The sequence below is a fragment of the Rhodococcus sp. NPDC059969 genome, assembly GCF_042738325.1.
Classification (GTDB): Bacteria; Actinomycetota; Actinomycetes; order Mycobacteriales; family Mycobacteriaceae; genus Rhodococcus_F.
In genome coordinates, this window is record NZ_JBHWUF010000004.1 from 284056 (window position 1) to 307407 (window position 23352).

Genomic DNA, 23352 nt, shown 5'->3' on the forward strand with positions numbered 1-23352 from the left:
GGGGTCTACCGTTCATCGAATTCTTCATCGAACGGTACAAACCTTACTTACTCGAGCGGATAGGGTCGCCGCCCCTGGCCGATTCCCGGCCGTCCGTCCCCTGAAAAGCTTCCGTGGCTGCGCGGTGATGCAGAGCCGTCACGGTGGTGATCTGCTTGGATACCAGGTCGTTGAGCTCGCGGTACTGCTCCTCCGTCTCCCCGGCCGGAACGTCTCGCAAGACCTCCCACATCGCACTCTTGCCACACAGAGCCGTCCGCATGATCTCGAGTGTCGCCAGCTTCACGAGGCGGTTGCGCCAGATGGCGTCGACGTGGACGAGACGTCTGATCCGATTGACCGTCGCGTCGATCTTCGAGTACCGCGGTAGCGATATGCCCTGCGTGTCCTCGATCAGTTGGAGCAGCTGTTCGATCTCGTACTCGAGCTCGCCCGGCAACGAATCGAGCTCACCGTCAGCCCAGGCGCCGTACGAGTCCGAGAGTGACCGCGAGAGTTGCAGCCCTACCATCGCCCCGCACAGGTGAGTGACCAGATAGCCGGTGGCTATGTGTTCCTCAGCAGATCTCGACCGATTACCGAACATTGGGATCCTCCTGGGCGACGCTCGACCGGTCTGTGCTGACACGGGTGGTGATTCGACACCCGTCTACCCACGGCGGACCGAGAACAAACGACAGGCGAATCAAACCCGATCCGGCACCACGACGACAGGCTCGAGGATCTCGGCCCGAGACTCCGGCGCTGCGGCGCGCAAGGCGTCGGCCGACTCGTCGTCCGGCTGGGTCTGCGACTCGATCTCCGCTTCGACGCGCGCTCGGTACGTGTCGACCTCGCGCTCGACGGTGGCGGCATCCCAACCGAGAATCGGGGCAACCAATCCGGCAACCTGTTGCGCGCAGTTGACACCGCGATGCGGGTACTCGATGGCGATGCGCATGCGGCGGGCAAGGATGTCGTCGAGGTGCAGTGCCCCCTCGGCCGCAGCCGCGTACACAGCTTCGACCTGAAGGTAGTCGGGCGCATCCGTGATGGGCTGCAACAACTCCGGCGTCTGCCGGCCGAGTTCGAGGACCTCGGTGATGAGCGAACCGTACCGATCGAGCAAGTGCTTGACGCGATACGGATGCAAGCCGTACTGCTCGCCCAGTTGCACAGTCTGATTGATCAACGCGAAGTATCCGTCGGCGCCGACGAGCGGCACCTTCTCCGTGATCGACGACGCCACTCGCGCCGGAATGTCTTCTGCTGCGACGTCGACGGCGTCTTCCGCCATGACCCGATACGTCGTGTACTTTCCACCGGCGATGGCGACCAGGCCGGGAGCCACACGGGCAACGGCGTGCTCGCGCGACAGCTTCGACGTCTCGTCGCTCTCACCGGCAAGCAGCGGACGCAGGCCTGCGTACACACCGTCGATGTCGGCGTGCGTCAACGGCGTGACCAGGACGGAGTTCACATGGCCGAGGATGTAGTCGATATCTGCCTTCGTTGCCGCGGGGTGGGCGAGATCCAAGTTCCAGTCGGTGTCGGTGGTTCCGATGATCCAGTGACTGCCCCAGGGAATGACGAACAGCACCGACTTCTCGGTACGCAGGATGATGGCGGCTTCACTGACGATGCGATCGCGTGGGACGACGATGTGTACGCCCTTCGAGGCCCGCACCCGGAACCGTCCACGCTGACGTGAGAGCGCTTGGATCTCGTCCGTCCAGACACCGGTCGCGTTGATGACGACATGCCCCTTGACCTCGGCGGTACGTCCGTCTTCGCAGTCGCGAACACGAACTCCCGAGACCCGGTCCGCCTCGCGCAGAAAGCCCACGACCTGGGTCGACGTTCGAACGACTGCGCCGTAATGTGCAGCGGTGCGTGCGACGGTCATGGTGTGCCGAGCATCGTCGACGACCGTGTCGTAGTACTGGATGCCACCGGTCAGCGAACTGCGCTTGAGACTCGGCGACATGCGCAGTGCGCCCGCCCGGGTGAGGTGTTTCTGGGAGGGGACCGACTTTGCGCCACCCATCCGGTCGTAGAGGAAGATTCCCGCGGCCATGTACGGGCGTTCCCACACGCGGTGAGCCAAGGGGAAGAGGAACTTCAGGGGCTTGACCAGGTGCGGCGCCAGCGTGGTCAGCGAGAGTTCGCGCTCACGCAACGCCTCACGAACGAGACCGAATTCGAGTTGCTCGAGATAGCGGAGACCGCCGTGGAACATCTTCGACGAGCGGCTGGACGTGCCGGATGCGTAGTCACGAGCCTCGACCAACGCAACCTTGAGTCCGCGGGTTGCCGCATCGAGTGCAGCTCCGACACCGACCACACCGCCACCGACCACGACGACGTCGAATTGCTCGGTCTGAAGTTGTTCCCAAGCAGCTTCACGCTGCTGCGGGCCGAGAAACTGCGCACCTTGCTGCTTACTCAACCCGGTCTCCTGTAAGTCGACGACGAATCCGTTTACAGGCTAGTAGCTTGATCCACATACTGCGACAGCGCACGGATTACCACGAACGCGCCCGAACCTAGGAGCACAGTGAATCAATACATCGCCGCCATCGACCAAGGCACGACGTCGAGCCGCTGCATGATCTTCGATCACGACGGCGCTGTGGTGAGCGTTGCGCAGAAAGAACACGAACAGATTTTCCCGCGCGCCGGTTGGGTCGAGCACGACCCGGTTGCGCTGTGGATCAACACCCGAGAGGTGGTCGCCGGAGCGCTCGCGAAGGTCGATCTCACACGCGCCGACATCGGTGCCGTCGGAATCACGAATCAGCGTGAGACGACCGTCGTTTGGGAGCGTTCGACGGGCAAGCCGGTCTACAACGCGATCGTGTGGCAGGACACGCGCACCGATCAACTGTGCGTCGAACTGGGCGGAGACGAGGGGCCGGACAAGTACCGAGACAAGACCGGACTACCGCTCTCGACCTACTTCGCCGGGCCAAAGATCCGCTGGATTCTCGACAACGTCGACGGAGCGAGAGACAAAGCGGAGGCCGGGGAGCTGTGCTTCGGCACTGTCGACACGTGGATCGTGTGGAACTTGACCGAGGGTGTTCACGTGACAGATGTCACCAATGCGTCACGCACGATGCTCATGGATCTCGAGACCCTCCAGTGGGACGAATCGATCTGTGCGGACTTCGGAATCCCGATGTCGATGCTCCCGGAAATCCGTAGTTCTTCCGAGGTGTACGGCACCGGCCGCCCTCGCGGCAATCTCGCCGGAGTACCGGTCGCCGGAATTCTCGGTGACCAACAGGCAGCGACCTTCGGTCAGGCCTGCCTCTCCGAGGGTGAAGCCAAGAACACCTACGGCACCGGCAATTTCATGCTCCTCAATACGGGAACGAAGCCGGTTCACAGCAAGCACGGACTGCTGACCACCGTCTGCTACAAACTCGGCGAAGCCCCCGCCGTCTATGCACTCGAAGGTTCCGTCGCGGTGACGGGATCCTTGGTCCAGTGGCTTCGGGACAATCTCGGAATCATTCAGAACGCCAAGGACATCGAGCCGCTCGCCGCAAGTGTCGAGGACAACGGCGGCGCCTACTTCGTGCCCGCGTTCTCGGGACTGTTCGCACCTCGGTGGCGACCGGACGCACGCGGCGTCATCGTCGGCCTGACGCGCTTCGTCAACAAGGGACACCTTGCCCGCGCGGCACTCGAGGCGACGGCATACCAAACCCGCGAGGTCATCGACGCGATGCGTGCGGATTCGGGCGTCGAACTGTCCGCCCTGAAGGTCGACGGCGGCATGGTGGTCAACGAAACCCTGATGCAGTTCCAGTCGGACATCCTCGGAGTTCCCGTCATCCGTCCGGTGGTCAACGAAACAACAGCACTCGGTGCCGCATACGCAGCGGGCCTTGCCATCGGTTATTGGGCGGACACCGAAGACATCCGCAACAACTGGGCCGTCGGCCAAACGTGGGAACCGGCGATGAACGAGTCCGAACGGGCACGGCTGTACGCGGAGTGGAACAAGGCCGTCGAGAGGACGTACAACTGGTCCGAGTAATCACTCCGATCTCCCGGGCTGACACCGGATCACCCGTCAGGCGTCTTCAATACCGGAAAAGCTGATCCTGGTCGCCTATTGATACTCCAGAGGTATCAATAGGCGACCAACTTGGTATTGGACGTGACCTACACCACTCTGCGAATCTCATTCAGGCGCGCCACGTTTCGGCGCCGCGAATGATGCAGAGAAAGGTCGCCACGCATGAGTTCACCCACTCGCAGTTCCGAGGAGATCAACGCCAAGGCACGAAGAGCCGGTATCGCTTCGTTCATCGGAACCACTATCGAGTGGTACGACTTCTACATCTACGGCACCGCGGCTGCCTTGGTATTCGGCGACATCTTCTTCTCCGACACTCTTCCGAGCGGAGTCGGAACGCTCCTCGCCTTCATCACTCTGTGGGCGGGCTTCCTCGCCCGGCCGATCGGCGGGATCATCTTCGGTCACCTCGGCGACCGGATCGGACGCAAGAACACTCTGGTCATCACCTTGATGATGATGGGCGTCGCCACCGTCGGCATCGGACTCCTCCCCACCTACACACAGGTAGGGATCTGGGCGCCGATCGGCCTGGTCACCCTTCGCGTCATCCAAGGAGTCGCGGTCGGTGGTGAGTGGGGTGGCGCGGTACTCATCGCCAGCGAGAACGCGCCGAAGGGCAAGAGCATCCTCTACTCCGCGTTCGCCCAACAGGGCTCCCCCGCCGGAAATCTGTTGGCCACCATCGCATTCTTCCTGCTGTCGTCGATGCCGACGCCGTCATTCCTCCTCTACGGCTGGCGAATCCCGTTCATCATCTCGGCGGTGCTGGTCATTCTCGGAATGATCATTCGCCTCAAACTCGAAGAGTCCGACGAGATGAAAGCCGTTCTCGCCCGCAAGAAGGTCGTCAAACTTCCGCTCGCCGAAGTGTTGCGCAAGCATTGGGTACTGGTTCTCCTCGGCGCCGGCGCACTCCCCCTCGCACAGGTCACCTACTTCAAGAACACCTTCGCATTGTCCTGGGCTACGAAAGAACTCGGATACGACCGAGGAACCTTCCTCGCTGCCATCGCGATCGCGCTTGTCGTGCAGTTCATCGTCCAACCGTTCGGCGCCGTCCTGGTCTCCAAGATCGACATGCGAAAAGCCATGTGTCTGATGGTGATACCGGAGTTCGTTCTCATGCCCGCGATGTTCTTCGCCATCAGAACCGGGAACTTCACCATCGCAGTCGTCGCGATGTGTCTGGCCACGATCCCGCACTCGATGTTCTACGGCGCCATCGCCGGCGTTCTCGCTCGGGCCTTCCCCGCCAACATCCGTTACACAGGCCTGTCGACGGCGTACCAACTGTGTTCCCTCATCGTCGGCGGCGGAACTCCGGTACTGGCGCAGTGGATGCTCAACACGTCCGGCAACATCGTCGGGGTCGCGATCGTGTCCGGGCTGTACGCACTTGTCTCGCTGATCTGCACCCTTCTCCTGCTCCGCCGTACCGGATACAACGCAAGCGAACTCTCGACGGCCGAGCAGGCGGATTACGACGAACTCGAACTCGAGAACACCCTTGCCGAAACTGCGAACTCGTCGAAATCCGAAGCGGGTGAAATTCCTTCAGGTCGGGCAACCGTCTAAGCCAGGGACGGCAGCGCCTGCTCGGACAATTTCAACACTTCGAGAAGAGCAGGTCTGTCGTCTCCCTCTCGCCAGGCGATACGCAGTTGAAGAGGAGGAGGTGGATCCATGACCGGAACAAAGACCACATCCGGGTTCACGATGCTCTGGGCTACCGAGGAAATGGTCAACGAGCATCCGATTTCCGCGGACACCAGCGCGATCAACGACATCGAATCCGGTGCCGTCTGCACGATTCGGGCGAGGAACCCTGCGTTCTTCGACGCGGTGAGCAGAGATTCCCGCAGAATCGACCCCGGTTCCGCCGGAAGCGTCACCCAATTCTCGGACTCCAATTCGATCAACCGAACCGAGTCCCTCGACGCCAACGGGTGGTCTTTCGACATGGCAACCAAAAAGTCCTCCTCAGCGATCAGCCTCGACGTGATCCCGAGCGGTGGGACGGTCCACCGCACCATCCCGATGTCGAGTCGTCGATCGAGCAGCATCAACAACGCCTCGTTCGCGAAAGCGGAACTGTCGAGCACGAATTCGATACCGGGATTGGTCTTTCTCACCAATTTCGCCCACCGCCCGACGAGCAGATGCGACGAGGTACCCGCAAAACCCAGGCGAACGCGACCTGTCGTTCCCTTGCCTGCCGCGGACACCGCGATCTCGGCCATCCGGCACGCGTCCAGTATCTCGCGCGCCGGAAGCAGCAGCGCTTCGCCGGCAGCAGTCAACCGCACGGTTCGAGTACTTCGATCGAACAACGGCGAACCGAGCTGTTTCTCGAATTGCCTGATCGTTCGACTCAGTGGAGGTTGCGCAATCCGAAGCCGCTGCGCCGCACGGCCGAAATGTAGCTCCTCAGCCACCGCGAGAAATGCGTTGATCTGATGAATTTCCACCCGACATTGTTGCGCCACGCCGGCCGACCCTGTCAAGTTTCCGAAACCGACCGAGTGCGCGAGAGAACAAGAAGAGGTACACACGTGGACAAGACCCTCTCGATGAAAGAGGCCATCGGTCGATACGTCGGAGACGGCATGACTGTTGCGCTGGAGGGATTTTCGCATCTCATCCCCTTTGCCGCGGCACACGAGATCATCCGGCAGGGCAGGAAGGACCTCACGCTGTGCCGAATGACGCCGGACATCGTTTCCGATCAGCTCGTCGCCGCCGGCTGCGTCCGAAAGCTGGTTGCATCGTTCTTCGCCAGCGGGTCCGCGGGGTCTCTGTACGAGTTACGCAGACGCATCGAGAACCAGGACCCGCTCCCCCTCGAGGTCGAGGAATACAGCCACTACGGCATGGTCTGCCGGTATCAGGCTGGAGCCGCCAGGCTTCCTTTCTTCCCTCTACGGTCGTACGCCGGGAGTGATCTGCCCGCGCTCAACCCGCAACTGAGACTCGTCGACGACCCGTACGGCGGCGGGAGCGTCTACGTCGTGCCGCCACTGAATCCGGATGTGACGATCATCGGTGCACAGCGGGCGGATTCGTCTGGGAACGCACAGATCTGGGGCATCGCCGGTGTGCAGCAAGAAGCCGTGTACGCCGCGAAGAAGGCGATCGTCGTTGTCGAAGAACTGGTCGACGACGAGGTCATCAGGTCCGACCCCAGCCGAACTCTGATTCCCTCGCACGCGGTCGACGCGGTTGTCGTCTGCCCGCGCGGCGCGCACCCGTCGTACGCACAGGGATACTACGACCGCGATTGCGGCTTCTACCGACGCTGGACCGAAATCTCCAAAGATCCTTCACGGCTGAGAGATTGGCTCGACGATTGGGTGTACGCACTCGACAGTCACAGCGAGTATCTCACCAAACTCGGAGCAGACTACTGGACCGATCTCGAAGTCGGATCAAAACTTTCCACACCTGTCGACTACGGGAGCAGACTATGACCACCACGATCGACACCGGGGCTGCCACCTCCACCGAGACCATCGTCGCCGTCGCGGCACGCGAATTGGCCGGTAAGCGCCGAGTCTTTGCCGGAGTTGGGCTACCCACGCTCGCAGTCGATCTCGCGAGGCACACGTCGAATCCGGACGTCGAGCTGATCTACGAGTCCGGGGTGTGCGGCGCGCACCCGTCAGCCATGGCCGAGGGTATCGCCGACTCCGTGGTTGTCTCCGGTGCCGAATCCGTGCTGAGCATGGCCGCGCTCTTCGGCTATGTCCTGCAAGGTGGCAACGTCGACGTCGGATTTCTCGGGGCCGCTCAAATCGATCGAACGGGCAGTCTGAACACGAGTTTCATCGGTGACTGGAAGAATCCGACGGTCAGACTGCCCGGGGCGGGCGGGGCTGTCGAGATCATCGCGAACGCCGCCGAAATCTTCGTCGTGATGCGTCGCCACGACCTCAGTTCCTTTCCGGCCGAGCTCGACTTCTGCACCTCGCCAAGCCCCGCCCGCGCCCTCGCCAGCGGAAAGGGCATCATGCCGGCAGGTGCAGGAGTGAGAAAGGTATTCACCAACCTCGGCGTCCTGACACACCAGGGCCCCGGCGGCGAACTGGAGTTGACCAGCGTCCACGAGGGAATCTCTGTCGATCAGGTACGGGAGTCGACGGGATGGGACCTGGCCGTCGCCGACCATGTCACCCTCACCACTCCACCGTCGAGCGCGGAGATCGATCTGCTCCGCAACACGATCGACAAGGTCAGGCTGTACCTGCGCTGACACTGTCCCGGAGCCTGCCGACGGCATCGACCAGCACGGCTTCGGGATACGTCGCGAAACACAGTCGAGCGCTTCGGCTGAGGTCCGCTTCGACTGCGAACGCCGAACCTGGGACAAAAGCGACTCCGTATTTCAGTGCGACCCCCAGGAGTTCGGTGGTATCGACGTCGTCGAGAAAATCCATCCAGCAGAACATGCCGCCGCGGACCTCGGAAAAGCGTGCACGACCACCCAATTCCGTCTCGGCGGCTGTGACCATTGCCTTCGCTCTGGCTCCGTACCCCGCCCGGAGCTTGTCGAGATGCGCGTCGAACCACTCGCGGTCGGAGAAGAGGTCAGCGGCGATCTGCTGGGTGAGCGAAGAACCGCACAGATCAGCGCCTTGCTTGATCAGTTCGACGGCCTCGCAGACTCGCCGATCGCCGTGCAGCCAGCCGACGCGCAGCGCCGGCGCCAACACCTTGGAGGCACTGGACAGCCGAATCACCCTGTCCGACAGTGCAGCCAGCGGCGCGGGCGGTTGGTCGCCGAAGTACAGCTCGCCGTACGGGTCGTCCTCGAGAACCCAGAATCCGTATCGGTCGGCCAGTGCGGCCAGGTGCGTTCGGCGCTGCGCGGAGAGCACCGCGCCGCGCGGGTTGTGGAAATTGCTCACGGTGTGAACAACTTTGGGCCGAAGACCGGCGTCGAGTTTCGCCTCGAGCGCGGCAATGTCCATCCCGTCCTCGTCCAGCCGGACCGGAACGAGACGGGCCTGCGCCGTCCGAAAGACCTGCAGCGCACCGGTATACGCCGGTTCCTCCACGACAACGACGTCACCGACATCGAGGAGCACCTGCGCGAGCAAGCTCAAACCTTGCTGAGAACCGTGGGTGATCACAACTTCGGACGCGTCGAGTGATCGCCCGATTTTCGTGGATTCGCGCTCGGCGATCACCTCACGGAGGCGCCGCAGACCAGACGTCTCGCCGTACTGGACGGACGAGGGGTCACCGAGTGCGCCGTGTGCTGCCTTCGAGATTCGTTCCCGCGGAATGAAATCAGGGTCGGGTAGCCCGCCGGCCAAACTGATGACGTCGGGTCGGGCAGTCAGGGTGAGTAGATCGCGAATTGCAGAACTACGGAGTCCGTCCATACGAGCGGACAGCGCGGCGTGTGTCATGTGAAGCTCCCAGGCACGCAGAATGAAGGTCAGAGGAAGAACACCCTGAGCCGTCCTGGGTCAACGGGGCGGGAGAGCGCCGAGATACCGACCCTTGATTCGGTCGGTATCTCGACTATCTCACCAATACTCCAGTATATGAAACAGAGTTCTCACATTGTAAGAACATTCTGGCCCGTTCTCAGTCCAGGTCGTCGTGACGCATGAGCTGACGAGCAGCTTCGGTGATCGACCCGGTCAACGACGGGTACACCGAGAACGTCTGAGCCAGGTCGTTGACCGTCAAGTTGTTCTGCACGGCGATCGCGATCGGCAGGATCAATTCCGAAGCGGTGGGTGCGACCACAACACCGCCGATGACCACGCCGGTAGCCGGGCGGCAGAAGATTTTCACGAAACCGCGACGCAAACCGGACATCTTGGCACGCGGGTTGGTGTTGAGCGGCAACATGACGGTGCGAGCAGGCACCTCTCCGTTGTCGATCGCCGCCTGCGAAACACCCACCGTTGCAATTTCGGGGCGCGTGAAGACGGCCGACGCGACAGTCTTCAGCTTGATCGGGCTGACGCCTTCACCGAGCGCGTGGTACATCGCGATGCGTCCCTGCATCGCAGCCACTGAGGCGAGCGGAAGCAGCCCGGTGCAGTCACCGGCTGCGTAGATTCCGGAAACCGTGGTGCGCGAAACCCGGTCGACACGCAGGTATCCACCCTTGTCCAACTCGATGCCGACCCGTTCCAGGCCGAGACCGTTGGTGTTGGGGACGGAACCGACGGTCATCAAGGCGTGGCTTCCTTCGACCGTGCGGCCGTCGGAGAGCTTGACGACGATGCCCTTCTCGGTGCGCTCGACGGCGTCCGCGCGGGCGTGCTTGACGAGGGAGACCCCGCGCTCGGCGAGGGCATCCTCGAGTACGAGTGCCGCATCGGCATCCTCGCCGGGCAGAACACGGTCACGACTGGACACGAGAGTGACCTTGACGCCCATCTCGGTGTACGCGGAGACGAACTCGGCACCGGTGACACCGGAACCGACCACGACCAGGTGCTCGGGCAGCTCGTCCAAGTCGTAGAGCTGACGCCACGTCATGATTCGCTCACCGTCGGGCTCGGCTCCCGGGATGATGCGGGGGCTGGCGCCGGTGGCGATCAACACGACGTCTGCGTCGATGGTCTTCTGCTCGCCGCTTCCGAGCGTCGCGCGAACCTGGTGCGCCGCCATTCCGAGGAGCGGATCGGTGAGTTCGGCGGTACCGGAGAGAACCTCGACACCAACCGTCTGCAACCGTGCGCGAATGTCCGAGGACTGGGACAACGCGAGACTCTTGACTCGGGAGTGGATCTTCGGCAATGAAACCGAAGCCTGCTCCGGATCCAAGGTGATGCCGAGATCGGATGCACGACGCATGTCGGTGCGGATTCCGGTGGACGCGATGAATGTCTTCGACGGAACACAGTCGAACAGCACACACGCACCGCCGACGCCGTCCGAATCGACCAGGGTGACCGTGGCCCCGTGCTGCGCGGCTACCAGTGCCGCCTCGTAGCCGGCGGGTCCGCCACCGATGATCACGATCCGGGTCATGTGTCCTCCAAGTCCTCGCGTGGCCGGCAGGGGTCTCCCGTCGACCAGTGTCACGCTATTCGAGCACTACGTGTCGCGCAGTGCTTGTACCAGATTACTTGCGTCCGGTGGTCCGCTTCGCCACACCCTCGGACCACGGTTTAGGCTTGCGCCCGTGTCGATTTATGCCGCTTACGGTTCCAACATGCATCCCGAGCAGATGTTGTTGCGCTGCCCACACTCGCCCATGTCCGGGACAGGGTGGCTGCGAGGCTGGCGCCTGACCTTCAGCGGCGAGGACCTCGGCTGGGAGGGCGCTCTCGCCACCGTCGTCGAAGATCCCGACTCCAGTGTTTTCGTGGTTCTCTACGACGTCCCGGAAGAGGACGAAGTAAGCCTGGACCGCTGGGAAGGCGCCGAACTGGGTCTGCACCGCAAGATCCGAGTGCGGGTCGACACAGCCGGCGATGCAGTCCTCGCGTGGCTCTATGTCATGGATGCCTACGAAGGTGGACTGCCGTCCGCCCGCTACATCGGCGTGATGGCCGACGCTGCCGAGATTGCCGGAGCGCCGGCCGAGTACGTGCGTGAACTGCGGACGCGAAACAGCCGCAACGTTGGTCCGGGTAACGGAGTTACCGACTAGCCGGATGCTCGGCTCAAAGCAGCAGGAAATACGCGAGCACCGCGAGTGCCGCGAGCACGATCACAATCGCGACTCCGACGAGAATGCGCTTCGAACCGCGCGACGCCGATTCGCCTGCGACAACCGCAGTTTCCGGCTCGGCTGTTGCCACCCCGGCTGCGGTTTCAGCCGCCACCTTCTCGCGTCCCAGAGTGTCGAACACCTCGGTCACGTCGTGTGAAGGCGGCAACCCGATCGGCACGATCGTGTGCGACGTCGAGGTGAATCCGGCAGCGAGGATCGCAGCTCCCAGCGCGGCCGACTGCTCGGGTCCGGGGCCGAGTTCACATCTGACACCGAGCTTTTCGGCAATCCCGGCAGCTATGGACATCATTGCCGCTTTGTCCGTCGCCGGTTCTCCGTCACCGGTGACGACTACGGCGTCCAGGTTCTCCGGCATCCAGCCGAACGCACCCAGTGCCGTCGCGAGGCGTGAACTCGGCGAACTCCCGTCGCCGGCAAAGCCGAATGCGCGGCCCGCGGCGACACCCGAACGCACCAGCGTGACCGCTGCTCCGGTGTCGTCCACGTGATAGATGCCGATGAGCGTGCCGGCGAGCGCCGCGATTTCCGACTCGAACCACGCCGAAACCGCCTCGGCATCCGAGACGAGTGTGACTCGTTCGAGGCCCGCGTAGACGAGAGAATCCTGCATGAGGGCGGCAGTGGACGAGTCCCAGCGCGACGGGTATGTGGCGACGATGTCGGGGGCTCCCCCGCTCCGGCCACCGCGATCGGGCAGCGGCTCACATTCCTGCAACAGACAGCGAATCGAGGTCGCCACCAAATCCTCGGCGCGGTAACGAGTATCGGCCGTTCCTGCGACGCCACTCGGGTCCCCGACGCGACCGACAAAACCCGACCAGCTCTCGGCGAACTCACGACCGGCACCCAGTTGCTCGGTGCCTCCGAGCACCGTCGTTCCGTCCTTGCGTTGATTGAGGATCGTGTCCCGAACCAACACCACCGGATCGGCCGAACCCGGATCGTTCGACGCAACGACAGCCGTCGACACTAATGTGCCGATTCGCACTCCCACACCTATGGACATGCCCGTACCTTCACTCGAACGAACGAAAAACGGTACCCCCGACGGGAACCGGAACTATCCCAGAACCAGGCTCGTGAGAACCTTCACACCGACGCCGAGTGCACGCTCGTCGAGATCGAAAGTGGGTTGGTGGATGTCGAGCTGATCGCCTTCACCCGACCACACACCGAGCCGCGCCATGGCACCCGGCACGGTTTCGAGGTACCACGAAAAGTCTTCGCCACCACCGGATTGCGGGGTGTCCGCCAGAGCATCTTGTCCGACGGTCGCGATGGCGTCCTCGAACATCCGGGTGGACACCTCGTCGTTGACGACCGGTGGCACTCCGCGACGATAGTTGAGTTGGTAGCGGACGCCGGTGGGTGCGAGCAGTCCGTGGACGATTTCTTCCACGAGCGGTTCGAGCAACTCCCACGTGTCGTGATCGCCGGTACGTACCGTGCCCGTCATCATGCCGGTCTGCGGAATCGCGTTGGGCGCCTGACCTGCACTGACCGCGCCCCACACCATGACGGTGCCGGTACGCGGATCGATACGACGGCTGAGCATTCCAGGCAGCCCGGTCACGACTGTGCCGAGTGCGTAGATCAGATCCGTGGTCAGGTGCGGCCTCGACGTGTGCCCACCCGGAGAATCGAGGACGACCTCGATGGTGTCTGCAGCAGAGGTGATCGCGCCCAGACGCATGCCCACCTGGCCTGCCTCGAGTCGCGGATCGCAGTGCAGAGCAAAGATTCTGGACACACCGTCGAGCGCGCCGGCCGCGATGACGTCGAGCGCTCCGCCTGGCATGACTTCCTCGGCGGGCTGGAAGATCAGCCGAACCCCGACGGGAAGTTCGGGCAGCGTGGCCAGAGCCAGTCCGGCGCCGAGCAGGATGGTGGTGTGGGCGTCGTGCCCGCACGCATGGGACACACCGGGGACCGTGGACGAATACGTCGCCCCTGTCGCTTCCTGCATCGGCAAAGCGTCCATGTCGGCGCGGAGTGCGATTCGTGGACCTTCCGGTCCGATGTCGCACGTGAGGCCGGTACCACCGGGAAGGATCTTCGGCGACAGCCCAGCGGCAGTGAGGCGGGTCGCGACGAATTCGGTGGTCGCGTATTCGCGGCGAGCCAACTCCGGGTTGGCATGGATGTGTCGGCGCCACGCGACGAGGTCGTCGGTGTGCGCGTGAATCCACGTATCGATTGCCGCGTTCACCGGCGATCTACCCCTTCCAACAGACGGGCGCGTTGTTCTGGATCGGACGCTACCCGGACAGCAGTGCGGGCCAACGCAATTGCACCGTCGACTACCGCTCGATCTGCGGAGGTGGTGATACACGCCGCCGCGAACTCCGGCTGATGTGTCACTGCCCCCGATGAATCCAAGCCTATGACCGGGTGAATTCCCGGAATCACATTGGTCACATTACCCATATCCGTACTACCCAGCGGACGGGAGCGCTCCCATTCCACCGCCAGTGGCACCCGTCCGAGATCGACGATCTGTTCACGGTACGCCGCCGCCAGCCACGGATCGGGGGTCAACTCGGTGTAAGTGGGCGATACCGTGCGGATTTCGTGGGTGCATCCGGTGCCGAGTGCGCCCGAGGCGAAGCAGGCGTCGGCACGCTCGGACAGATTGGCCAACGACGCGGCCGTCTCGGCACGCAGGTAGTAAAGCAGTTCGGACCGGGCCGGAACGATGTTGGGAGCCGTGCCGCCGTCACTGACGATTCCGTGAATCTGCTGGCCTGGCTGCAGGTGCTGACGCAACAGCCCGACCGCCACCTGAGCGAGCGTCGCCGCGTCGGCGGCATTACGACCGAATTCAGGCGCAGCAGACGCGTGCGCCTCGCGACCGTGATAGCTGACCGCGATGTCCGCCAGGGCCAGGGAGGTGGCACCGATGATGTCGATCGGTCCTGGATGAACCATCATGGCCGCGCCGACGCCGTCGAATGCACCACGCTCGAGCATCAGAACTTTGCCGCCACCGGTTTCCTCCGCCGGAGTACCGATCACCCGGACGGTGATCCCCAGTTCATCGGCCGCGGTAGCCAACGCGATGCCGGCTCCGACCGCGGCTGCGGCAATGATGTTGTGCCCACAGGCATGACCGATCTCGGGCAGCGCGTCGTACTCGGCGCAGATCGCGATGACCAACTCTCCGCTGCCGTAGGTGGCATCGAAAGCCGTCGGCAGATCGACGATCCCGCGAGTGACCGCGAAACCGTGCTGCGCCAGCAGGTCCGACACTTTGGCAGCGCTGCGGAACTCTTCGAAGGCGAGTTCCGGGTCGCTGTGAATCGAATGCGACAGCGCAATCAGATCGGCCTCTACAGACCTGACTGCACTGTCGACATTCTGATTCACGCGATCATTGTCTCACCCGAAGGAGAAGTTGCTCTTGTCAGTCACCTGAGCGAGGTCTGCAAGTGCATCGCGGTGGATACCTGCCTTGATTCCCGCCAAGTTCTTGCCGTGAGTCGACGTCAATGCCGACGCCTTGGCCACTGCTGCCGCGAGCACTCCGTCGCCGTCGACCGTTTCCTGCACGATGCCGGCAGCAAGCGCGTCGGCGCCGCCGAATCGACGCCCCGTCGTCATCGCGTCGACCGCCGTCGGCTTGGGCAGACGACTGTTCAGCAATGCAGACATCCCGACTGTGAACGGCATGTTCAGTCCGACCTCGGGAAGGCAGTAGAAGCCGCGGTCCGCGCGCATGATCTGGAAATCGTGCGAGGACGCGAGCATGGCACCGGCGCCGAATGCGTGCCCCTGCACGGCCGCGACCGTGGCCATCGGGAAGGTCAGCAGCCGGCTGTAGATGGTGTGGACCTTGTCCAGGTAGCCGGGAAGACCGTCGAGATTGCCGAAGATCCACGTCGTGTCCAGGCCGTTCGTGTAGAACTTGCCCGTCGCCGTGGTCACCAGGGCTGCCGGCCCCTCGTGCGCTTCGACCTCGTCCAGCTTGCTGTGAACAGCGTCGATCCACTCGGGGCCGAAGCGGTTCTCGTTGTCCGTTTCGCCCTCGTTGCCGAGGTACAGGATGAATACGTCGCCGTCGCGTTCGAGATAAGGCATGGATGGGAGAGTAACGCCCGCCAACTCACCCGGCGAACCGACCCGACTCCTCAGTAGGGTTGCTCACATGGGAACGATCGCCGAGGCCGCCGCCGCTGCTCTGTCCGCTATGACGGGTTCTTCGTCACCGTCAGTCGCCATCGTGCTCGGGTCGGGGTGGACCGACGCCGCAGACGTGTTCGGCGATTCCGGTGCGGACGTGACGGCTGAAGTCTCGATGGCCGATCTGCCTGGCTTCGCCCCACCGTCGGCGCTCGGGCACGCGGGCACCATCCGTTCGGTGCGCGTCGGGAACACGGAAGTCCTGCTGCTGCTCGGGCGCGCGCATGCGTACGAGGGCCACGATCTCGCCACCGTCGTCCACCCGGTCCGAACGGCCATCGCTGCCGGCGCCAACACGGTCATCCTCACCAACGCGGCCGGCGGTATTGCTGAAAACTACGCCGTCGGCCAACCGGTAATGATCAGCGACCATCTGAACCTGACGGCCAGGTCCCCGCTCGTCGGCGCGGAGTTCGTCGACCTGGTCGACGCCTACTCGCCGGAACTGCGCGCGCTGGCTCGCTCGATCGACCCGGACCTTGCCGAGGGTGTTTACGCCGGGCTTCCCGGTCCGCACTACGAGACTCCGGCCGAGATTCGAATGCTTCGTACACTCGGCGCCGATCTGGTCGGCATGTCGACGGTTCACGAGACCATTGCGGCCCGCGCGCTCGGCGCCCGCGTTCTCGGCATCTCGATGGTCACCAACCTGGCCGCCGGAATCACTGGGGCCTCGCTGGACCATCAGGAGGTGCTGGTGGCAGGCAAAGCGTCGGCAGCCCGGATGGGAGTGCTGTTGCGTCAACTGGTCGAGCAACTGTGACACCTACCCACGTCACCGAGTGGATCGATGCCGATCCGGACCCAGTCACCCGCGCAGAACTGACAGTCCTTTCGGAACATGAACTGGCCGAACGCTTTTCCGCGCCACTGGCGTTCGGCACCGCTGGGCTTCGCGGGCCGGTGCGCGGCGGCCCCAACGGCATGAACCTCGCGGTCGTCATCCGGACCACGGCCGGTCTGGCGGCCTGGCTGACAGCTCGCTGCCAGGGCGGCTCCCGCGTTGTCGTCGGCCGCGACGCCCGGCGCGGTTCCGAGGAATTTGCTCTCGCCGCCGCTGAAGTCATGGCGGCGGCCGGGTTCGAGGTGACCCTGCTCCCCCGCCCACTGCCGACACCGCTGGTGGCGTTCGCGGTGCGCAGGCTCGGGGCAGCGGCAGGTATCCAGATCACTGCCTCCCACAATCCTGCCGCCGACAACGGTTACAAGGTGTATCTCTCGGGCGGAGCGCAACTCGTCTCCCCCGCCGATCGTGAAATCGAGAGCGAGATCGCCCGCATCGGTAGTGCCGCCGACGTCGCGCGAGCATCGGTGATTCCGGCCGACGATTCTCTGGTCGAGGAGTACATCGCCCGCATCGCGACCCTCCCGCACGGCGACGCCCGCTCGATCCGGATTGCGCTCACGGCAATGCACGGCGTCGGCGGCGAGACTGCGACAGCTGCTCTGCGAGCAGCTGGATTCGAGGACCTGCACGTCGTGGCGGAGCAGTTCGATCCCGACCCCACGTTTCCGACCGTCGAGTTTCCCAATCCCGAAGAGCCCGGCGCCGCAGACCGGCTTCTCGCACTCGCCCGACGTGTCGACGCGGATCTGGCGATCGCACTCGACCCGGATGCCGACCGCTGCGCCGTCGGAGTTCGCGACGGTGATCAGTGGCGCATGCTGCGCGGCGACGAAACCGGGGTGCTTCTGGCCGACCACGTGCTGAGCACGGCGCCCGAAGATTCGTTGGTGGCGACGACGATCGTCTCCTCGACCCTGCTCTCGAAGTTGGCGAGAGCCCGCGGAGCCAGGTTTGCGCAGACACTCACCGGGTTCAAGTGGCTCACGCGTGCCGGCGACGGACTGGTCTACGCCTACGAAGAAGCGATCGGGCACTGCGTCGATCCGGATGTGGTGCGCGACAAGGACGGAATCTCGGCTGCCGTACTGGTGGCCGATCTGGCTGCCACCCTCGCGGGCAGCAACAGAACCCTCTTGGATGTTCTCGACGACTATGCCGTCGAATTCGGACTGCATTGCGGGGACCAAGTATCCCGCCGCGTCGAGGACTCGAGCGACATCACCGAAATGATGAATCGGTTACGCGCCGATCCGCCCGGCCAGCTCGCGGGTGAGCCGGTGACCGTCGAAGACTTGTCCCTGGTTCGCGGCGGTATGCGCACCGACGCAGTGATATTCGACGGACCGTCGATCCGCGTGGTTGTGCGACCGTCCGGCACCGAGCCCAAGGTCAAGTGCTATCTCGAAGTCGTGGTCCCGGTAGCCGACCGCAGCGATCTCGCGAACGCGCGCGAGCAGGCGAAGGCCCGGCTGGCCGAACTCCGAACCTTCGCCCTCTCGCTCTAGCGGGGTCCGAACTGCCGATCGCCGGCGTCACCGAGTCCGGGGACGATGAATGCGTTCTCGTCGAGTCCGTCGTCGATGCTCGCGATGACCAGACGCACCGGGTGTCCGGAGGCTGCCAGCGCATCGACGCCGGCCGGAGCAGCTACGACGCACACTGCCGTGACATCGGTCGCGCCACGCGCAACCAGCAAGTCGATGGTGTGCACCATCGAACCACCGGTCGCGAGCATCGGATCGAGCACGAATACCGGGATACCGGACAGATCCGCGGGCAGGGATTCGAGGTACGGAACCGGCTGATGTGTCTCTTCGTCACGGGCCATTCCGACAAAGCCAACCCCGGCCGACGGGATCAGTGCACTGGCTTGTTCGACCATGCCCAGACCCGCGCGCAGCACCGGAACCAGCAATGGAGGCTTCGCGAGCCGGATGCCCGTCGTCGCTGCTACCGGGGTGTCGACCGGGAACTCCTCTACCTCCGCGTCACGCATGGCCTCGTAGACCAGCATGTGCGTGAGCCTGCGAAGTGCGGAACGAAACGTCGCGTTCTCACTGCGTGCATCACGCATTGTCGTCAAGAGGGCCGCCGCGAGCGGATGGTCGACTACGTGCGTTTGCATGACCATCAGAATAGTTCCTCGGGAACCGAAGCACCCCGCGCGGCGTCCAAGAAGGAGTAAGCGCAACGGGGGGAAGACAAGTTGACAAATCTGGATCTACACACCGAAAGCATCGCGGAGTTCGCCGCGCGGTTGGGCACCGTGGCAGACAACGTCGCGCAAGCCCGACAGGATGCGTCCGGCGGCGATCACACCGCTCTGTCCGCTGTGCTGGGGCTGATCGGCGGAGACTTCGTTCGCGTCGCGGGCCGAGCACAACAAGCGCATGTCGAGGACATCGATCGACTGTCCGCTGTAATTTCCAGTGTCCGGTCGGCCGCCCGCGACGCTCATGCCGTCTATCTCGACTCCGAAGAATCTGTCCGAACGGCTCTCGTCGAAGCCGCACGATCATGATCGACGTCGACGCTCTCGCTCGACCGATCATCGATCTGGTCGACGTCGTGGGGACCGGTGTCGCCGACCCGGGCGGACCCGACGTCGGAATCCGCATCGCTTCGGACGCCCTCGAGATCGCGTACCAATTGGGAAGCGCCGCACTGAGCGAACTGGCATCCACCCAGAGTTCGTCGAATGCCCTCACCGCCGCGGTGACCAAAACCGAGCAGACGCAGACGTCGACGCGAAACCTCGCCGATCGTGGGAGCAACATCGCCGGCGTCGTGGACGAAGCCACAACGTCCGTGTCCGCGGGAATGACCGAACTCGGTGAGATTCTTCAGTCCTTCCTGACGCTCGCCGTCAAGGCCGGGCCGACGCTCGCGACACCGATGGGGCAATTGATGTTGCTGTCGGCCGCGTTGGAGCACCTCGGGCGGGCGGTCTCGGTAGTCGAGCGGGTACGCGGTGAACTGGCCGGGTCGACCGACAAGATGTCCGCGCTGATCCCACCCGTCCCGATACCGGAACCCGCGCCAGGCGCCTCGGGTTCGGCGGGTACTTCCGGTTCCGCAGGTGGTTCGGGTTCCGCTGGTGGTTCCGGTTCCGCAGGCGGTGTAGAGGTCGAACTCCCCGACGGCTCGATCGCGACCGCACCGAACGCCGAGGCCGCTGCCGCCGTACGCAACGCGCTCACTCAACAGGGAGTCCCGTACGCCTGGGGAGGCACGACACCCGGAGTCGGTCTGGATTGCAGCGGGTTGACGCAATGGGCGTACGGCCAAGCCGGAGTCGATATTCCGAGGTTGGCCCAGGAACAAGGAATCGGGAACCAGGTCGATCAGAACAATCTGATGCCGGGCGACCTCGCAGTCTGGGACGGACACGTCGCCATGGTGATCGGCAACGGTCAGATGGTGGAGGCCGGTGACCCTGTCGAAGTCAGTTCCATCCGAACCACGAACAGCGGCATGGGCTTTCACGGCTTCTACCGCCCGACAGAATGACAGGAAACATGTCCGAGAACCTCCGGGAATCGCCGCCGATCATCACAGCCGTCGCCGTCAACCGCGCCGGAACCATCGCGGTCCGCGCCACGGAGCATGCTGTCCCCGTGGACCTGCGGATCAGCCAGGGCGAACTGCGGTACGGCGGCGCACGGTTGGCGCAGCAGATACTCGCTCTGTCCTCGAAAGCTGCAATCGAAGCCGGTGTCCGCCATCGTGTGGAGCTCGATCAGACCGGCGTGCCGGCGGCGATCCTCGATCGACTCGGTCTCGCGACGCGAGACGAACTCGCTGATGTCGACGCCACAGAGGACCAGAGCCTGCCGTCGAGCTGGATGCGTTCGATATGAACGAGATGGATCGAATCATGGAGCTGGCGAAACACCGGACCGGGCTGTTGCAGGACGCCGTCGACGGGGTCACCGCTCTGCGGGCAGTCGTCGCGAGTGAAGGTGGGATAGTGACAGCGACTGTCGACGGGCTGGGCGCTCTGGTCGACTTGCGGATCACCGATGCGATCACCGCCATGGATTCGCGCACGGTAGCCGCACTGACGGTGGCAACCATTCACCAGGCAGTTCAGCAGTCCAATGATGAACGAGAACGGCTGGTGGGTGAGCTCCGCGTGTCGCTGAAACAAACGTGACCAACCCCCGCTATGCCTTTCGCTCCGCGGTGGATAGGCTTCCGCCCATGGCTGGAGACATCGTCCCTATCGAAATCGGACTCACCGACGGAGACCTCGTCACTTTGTGGGCACCCCGCTGGCGCGAGGGCGACGACGAGTGGGAAGCGTTTCTCGGCCATGAGGAAGACCTCTACGGGTTCTCCTCCGTCGCGGAGCTCGCGGCATTCATCCGCACCGACTCGGACAACGACCTGGTCGAGCATCCGGCGTGGGCCGTCGTCTCCGGACTGTCGGCAGCCGAACTCGAGCCGGAAGAGAACTTCACCTTCGACTTCGTCGGCGTGCCCGAGCTGGCCGCAGGTGACCCTGAGCCACTGGTGGTCTCGGAACTCGAAGACACCCTGAACATGGCTCGCAACATCGGTGAGGTGTGCGAACTCGACGCGGTCATCCGCTTCTTCAGCGGCCATCCGGTACTCGGCGCGCTGGCCACCGGCGCCGGCACCTTCGAAGGTCGCGAAGGACTGGAGCTGTGGGATCAGGTTGGCGCCGCAATCGTCAAGGACTGGGACGCCGTTCTCGACGCCATCGACAAGGTGGTCACCTCCCCGAAGGTCGACGCTGCCGCCGTCGCGGTCGCCGAAGCTGAACTGCTCGCTGCTGCCGAGAACACCGTCGACGCCGACGATGTCGCCGAGGAGGGCGAGGACGAGGAATTCGACGAGGACGACCTCGACGAGGATGAAGACGAAGTCGAGACCTTCTGGGGCGAGGTCGGCGTCGACCCGATCCGCATCATCACCTCGGCCGAGACGTTCTACACTCTGCGCTGCTACATGGGAGATCAGGCGATCTTCCTCGGCAAGGACGGACTGATCACCGTCTTCCGTAGCGAGCGCGCACTCGCTCGTTATCTCGCGGACAACCACGAACACGATCTCTCGCAGGTCAGCACGTACGGCGAGATTCAGAATGCTGCCGTCGACGGTTCACTCGAAATCGAAGTCACGGACGAGAACGTCTACGTTCTGCCCGGCATCGCCGACGACCTCGCGCAGGGCCCGGACGTGGTCGATGCCGAGCAGTTGGAGCTTGCCGTCGAATTGTTCACCGATGCAGCGGATTTCGCCGACGACGACTCCACCGAGGAAGTTCTGTCCGCGTCGAACGAGCTGGGTTGGTACGTCTCCTACCTTCTCAATCCCGATCCGTCCCGGATGGCCCCGAGTGCGCCGTTCACCAAGGAATCCGAGGCCTGGCGTGAACTCGAGCGTGAGTTCGAGGCCCGGTTGCGACCTGAGTAGTCGGGTCCACGTCATCTAGCCGATGAGCACGGCGTAACCCGGCTTGATGACGTCGTCGATCAATGCGAGGCGCTCGTCGAACGGGATGAAGGCCGACTTCATCGCGTTGATGGTGAAGCGTTCCAGATCGCTCCAGCCGTAACCGAAGGTCTCGACCAACGCCGCCATTTCCCGGCTCATGCTGGTGTCGCTCATCAGCCTGTTGTCGGTGTTGACGGTCACGCGGAAGCGCAAGTCCGCCAACAGTCCGAACGGATGGTCCGCCAGGGCGGCTACGGCTCCGGTCTGTACGTTCGAACTCGGGCACAGTTCCAGGGGAATGCGCATGTCACGGACGTAGTTCGCGAGCCGACCCAGCTCTGCCCCACCGTGGCCGCCTACCTCGATGTCGTCGACGATCCGCACGCCGTGTCCCAACCGGTCCGCTCCGCAGAACGCGATCGCTTCGTGGATCGACGGCAATCCGAAGGCCTCGCCCGCGTGGATCGTGAAGTGAGCGTTCGCATCACGCATGTATTCGAAAGCGTCGAGATGCCGGCTCGGTGGGTTTCCGGCCTCGGCGCCGGCGATGTCGAACCCGACCACTCCGCGGTCCCGGAATCGCACCGCGAGTTCGGCGATCTCGCGCGACCGGGCGGCATGCCTCATCGCCGTCAGGAGACACCCGATTCGGATCTCCCGTCCCGCGACCCTGGCGGCGGATTCGCCGGCTCGGAAGCCCTCGAGCACGTGCTCGACGACCTCGTCCAAACTCAGGCCCTGTTCCAGGTGCTGCTCGGGCGCAAAACGGATTTCGGCATAGACGACGTTGTCGTCGGCCAGATCCTCGGCGCACTCACGTGCCACCCGTGCGAGCCCTTCCGGGGTCTGCATCACGGCGACTGTGTGCGCGAACGTTTCGAGGTAGAGCTCGAGTGAACCGCTGTCAGCGGCAGTTCGGAACCATTGTGCCAGTTCGGATGCCGAATTCGCCGGCAGCTCGTCGTAGCCACACTGCGCGGCCAGTTCGAGAACGGTCTCGGGTCGGAGTCCTCCGTCGAGATGGTCGTGGAGAAGAACTTTGGGTGCGCTGCGGATCGTGGTCAACTCCGGTGCGTTCATTCGCCA

23 protein-coding genes are annotated in these 23352 nt (G+C 63.7%); 12 read left to right on the plus strand and 11 right to left on the minus strand.

Annotated elements, in window-relative coordinates:
* Positions 1–43 precede the first annotated feature (43 nt).
* Together ACFWAD_RS15110 and ACFWAD_RS15115 are read right to left on the minus strand one after the other, a co-directional pair.
* The gene (locus tag ACFWAD_RS15110; RefSeq protein WP_378545030.1) at positions 44–586 is read right to left on the minus strand and encodes a hypothetical protein; all 543 of its coding nucleotides are present in this window, start codon (positions 584–586) and stop codon (positions 44–46) included.
* A gap of 99 nt (positions 587–685) precedes the next feature.
* Positions 686–2428 (minus strand): glycerol-3-phosphate dehydrogenase/oxidase, encoded by a 1743-nt coding sequence (locus tag ACFWAD_RS15115; RefSeq protein ID WP_003940825.1) that lies wholly within the window; start codon positions 2426–2428, stop codon positions 686–688.
* Positions 2429–2536: 108 nt separating this feature from the next.
* Between ACFWAD_RS15115 and glpK the strand changes: the two genes are divergently transcribed.
* Entirely contained in the window at positions 2537–4027 is a 1491-nt protein-coding gene (gene glpK / locus ACFWAD_RS15120; protein ID WP_378545033.1) for a glycerol kinase GlpK, read from the plus strand.
* A 204-nt stretch (positions 4028–4231) separates the two neighbouring features.
* Complete coding sequence (locus ACFWAD_RS15125) at positions 4232–5647, plus strand: MFS transporter (protein WP_378545036.1); 1416 nt, start codon at positions 4232–4234, stop codon at positions 5645–5647.
* Here the strand turns inward: ACFWAD_RS15125 and ACFWAD_RS15130 are convergent.
* On the minus strand, positions 5644–6540 hold the full coding sequence (locus ACFWAD_RS15130; protein WP_230812442.1) for a LysR substrate-binding domain-containing protein: 897 nt from the start codon (positions 6538–6540) through the stop codon (positions 5644–5646). The genes ACFWAD_RS15125 and ACFWAD_RS15130 overlap by 4 nt on opposite strands.
* 84 nt (positions 6541–6624) lie before the next feature.
* Between ACFWAD_RS15130 and ACFWAD_RS15135 the strand changes: the two genes are divergently transcribed.
* A complete protein-coding gene (locus ACFWAD_RS15135) occupies positions 6625–7539 on the plus strand; it encodes a CoA transferase subunit A (RefSeq protein WP_378534174.1) in 915 nt (304 codons plus the stop codon).
* Positions 7536–8321 carry a CoA-transferase subunit beta gene (locus ACFWAD_RS15140; protein ID WP_378545039.1) on the plus strand — a complete coding sequence of 262 codons (786 nt, stop codon included), beginning with the start codon at positions 7536–7538 and terminating at the stop codon, positions 8319–8321. The genes ACFWAD_RS15135 and ACFWAD_RS15140 overlap by 4 nt, the downstream gene beginning before the upstream one ends.
* On the opposite strand, the gene ACFWAD_RS15145 is transcribed toward ACFWAD_RS15140, so the two are convergent.
* A complete protein-coding gene (locus ACFWAD_RS15145; protein WP_378545042.1) occupies positions 8302–9483 on the minus strand; it encodes a PLP-dependent aminotransferase family protein in 1182 nt (393 codons plus the stop codon). The two genes, ACFWAD_RS15140 and ACFWAD_RS15145, sit on opposite strands and share 20 nt — an antisense overlap.
* Positions 9484–9664: 181 nt before the next feature.
* The gene (locus ACFWAD_RS15150; RefSeq protein ID WP_230812434.1) at positions 9665–11068 is read right to left on the minus strand and encodes an NAD(P)H-quinone dehydrogenase; all 1404 of its coding nucleotides are present in this window, start codon (positions 11066–11068) and stop codon (positions 9665–9667) included.
* A 154-nt stretch (positions 11069–11222) separates the two neighbouring features.
* On the opposite strand from ACFWAD_RS15150, the gene ACFWAD_RS15155 reads away from it, so the two are divergent.
* Positions 11223–11693, plus strand: coding sequence for a gamma-glutamylcyclotransferase (locus ACFWAD_RS15155; RefSeq protein ID WP_003940753.1), 471 nt, complete (start codon positions 11223–11225; stop codon positions 11691–11693).
* 13 nt (positions 11694–11706) lie between these two features.
* On the opposite strand, the gene ACFWAD_RS15160 is transcribed toward ACFWAD_RS15155, so the two are convergent.
* From ACFWAD_RS15160 to ACFWAD_RS15175, 4 genes are read right to left on the minus strand one after another with little or no spacing between them, the layout of a single operon-like run.
* On the minus strand, positions 11707–12783 hold the full coding sequence (locus tag ACFWAD_RS15160; protein ID WP_378545045.1) for a hypothetical protein: 1077 nt from the start codon (positions 12781–12783) through the stop codon (positions 11707–11709).
* Between the two features lie 54 nt (positions 12784–12837).
* Entirely contained in the window at positions 12838–13986 is a 1149-nt protein-coding gene (locus ACFWAD_RS15165; protein WP_003940741.1) for a M20 family metallopeptidase, read from the minus strand.
* Positions 13983–15143 carry a M20 family metallopeptidase gene (locus ACFWAD_RS15170; protein WP_378545048.1) on the minus strand — a complete coding sequence of 387 codons (1161 nt, stop codon included), beginning with the start codon at positions 15141–15143 and terminating at the stop codon, positions 13983–13985. The genes ACFWAD_RS15165 and ACFWAD_RS15170 overlap by 4 nt, the downstream gene beginning before the upstream one ends.
* 12 nt (positions 15144–15155) lie before the next feature.
* Positions 15156–15854, minus strand: coding sequence for an enoyl-CoA hydratase-related protein (locus ACFWAD_RS15175; protein WP_378545051.1), 699 nt, complete (start codon positions 15852–15854; stop codon positions 15156–15158).
* A 67-nt stretch (positions 15855–15921) separates the two neighbouring features.
* On the opposite strand from ACFWAD_RS15175, the gene ACFWAD_RS15180 reads away from it, so the two are divergent.
* Positions 15922–16719 (plus strand): purine-nucleoside phosphorylase, encoded by a 798-nt coding sequence (locus ACFWAD_RS15180; protein ID WP_378545054.1) that lies wholly within the window; start codon positions 15922–15924, stop codon positions 16717–16719.
* Positions 16716–18308, plus strand: a complete 1593-nt coding sequence (locus ACFWAD_RS15185) for a phospho-sugar mutase (RefSeq protein WP_378545059.1) — start codon at positions 16716–16718, stop codon at positions 18306–18308. Before ACFWAD_RS15180 ends, ACFWAD_RS15185 begins: the two co-directional genes overlap by 4 nt.
* Here ACFWAD_RS15185 and upp read toward each other — a convergent pair.
* Positions 18305–18928 carry a uracil phosphoribosyltransferase gene (upp, locus tag ACFWAD_RS15190; RefSeq protein WP_007727319.1) on the minus strand — a complete coding sequence of 208 codons (624 nt, stop codon included), beginning with the start codon at positions 18926–18928 and terminating at the stop codon, positions 18305–18307. The genes ACFWAD_RS15185 and upp overlap by 4 nt on opposite strands.
* Before the next feature lie 81 nt (positions 18929–19009).
* Here upp and ACFWAD_RS15195 point away from each other — a divergent pair, with 81 nt between their 5' ends.
* From ACFWAD_RS15195 to ACFWAD_RS15215, 5 genes are read left to right on the plus strand one after another with little or no spacing between them, the layout of a single operon-like run.
* Positions 19010–19324, plus strand: coding sequence for a type VII secretion target (locus ACFWAD_RS15195; RefSeq protein WP_378545062.1), 315 nt, complete (start codon positions 19010–19012; stop codon positions 19322–19324).
* Complete coding sequence (locus ACFWAD_RS15200) at positions 19321–20313, plus strand: C40 family peptidase (RefSeq protein WP_378545065.1); 993 nt, start codon at positions 19321–19323, stop codon at positions 20311–20313. The genes ACFWAD_RS15195 and ACFWAD_RS15200 overlap by 4 nt, the downstream gene beginning before the upstream one ends.
* An 8-nt stretch (positions 20314–20321) precedes the next feature.
* Positions 20322–20663, plus strand: coding sequence for a hypothetical protein (locus tag ACFWAD_RS15205; protein WP_378545068.1), 342 nt, complete (start codon positions 20322–20324; stop codon positions 20661–20663).
* A 17-nt stretch (positions 20664–20680) separates the two neighbouring features.
* A complete protein-coding gene (locus ACFWAD_RS15210) occupies positions 20681–20959 on the plus strand; it encodes a YbaB/EbfC family nucleoid-associated protein (RefSeq protein ID WP_378545071.1) in 279 nt (92 codons plus the stop codon).
* Positions 20960–21006: 47 nt separating this feature from the next.
* Positions 21007–22245: a primosomal protein gene (locus ACFWAD_RS15215; RefSeq protein WP_378545074.1), complete on the plus strand. Its 1239-nt coding sequence runs from the start codon at positions 21007–21009 to the stop codon at positions 22243–22245.
* 15 nt (positions 22246–22260) lie between these two features.
* Here ACFWAD_RS15215 and ACFWAD_RS15220 read toward each other — a convergent pair whose 3' ends face one another.
* Entirely contained in the window at positions 22261–23346 is a 1086-nt protein-coding gene (locus ACFWAD_RS15220; protein ID WP_378545077.1) for an adenosine deaminase, read from the minus strand.
* Between the last annotated feature and the right edge of the window lie 6 nt (positions 23347–23352).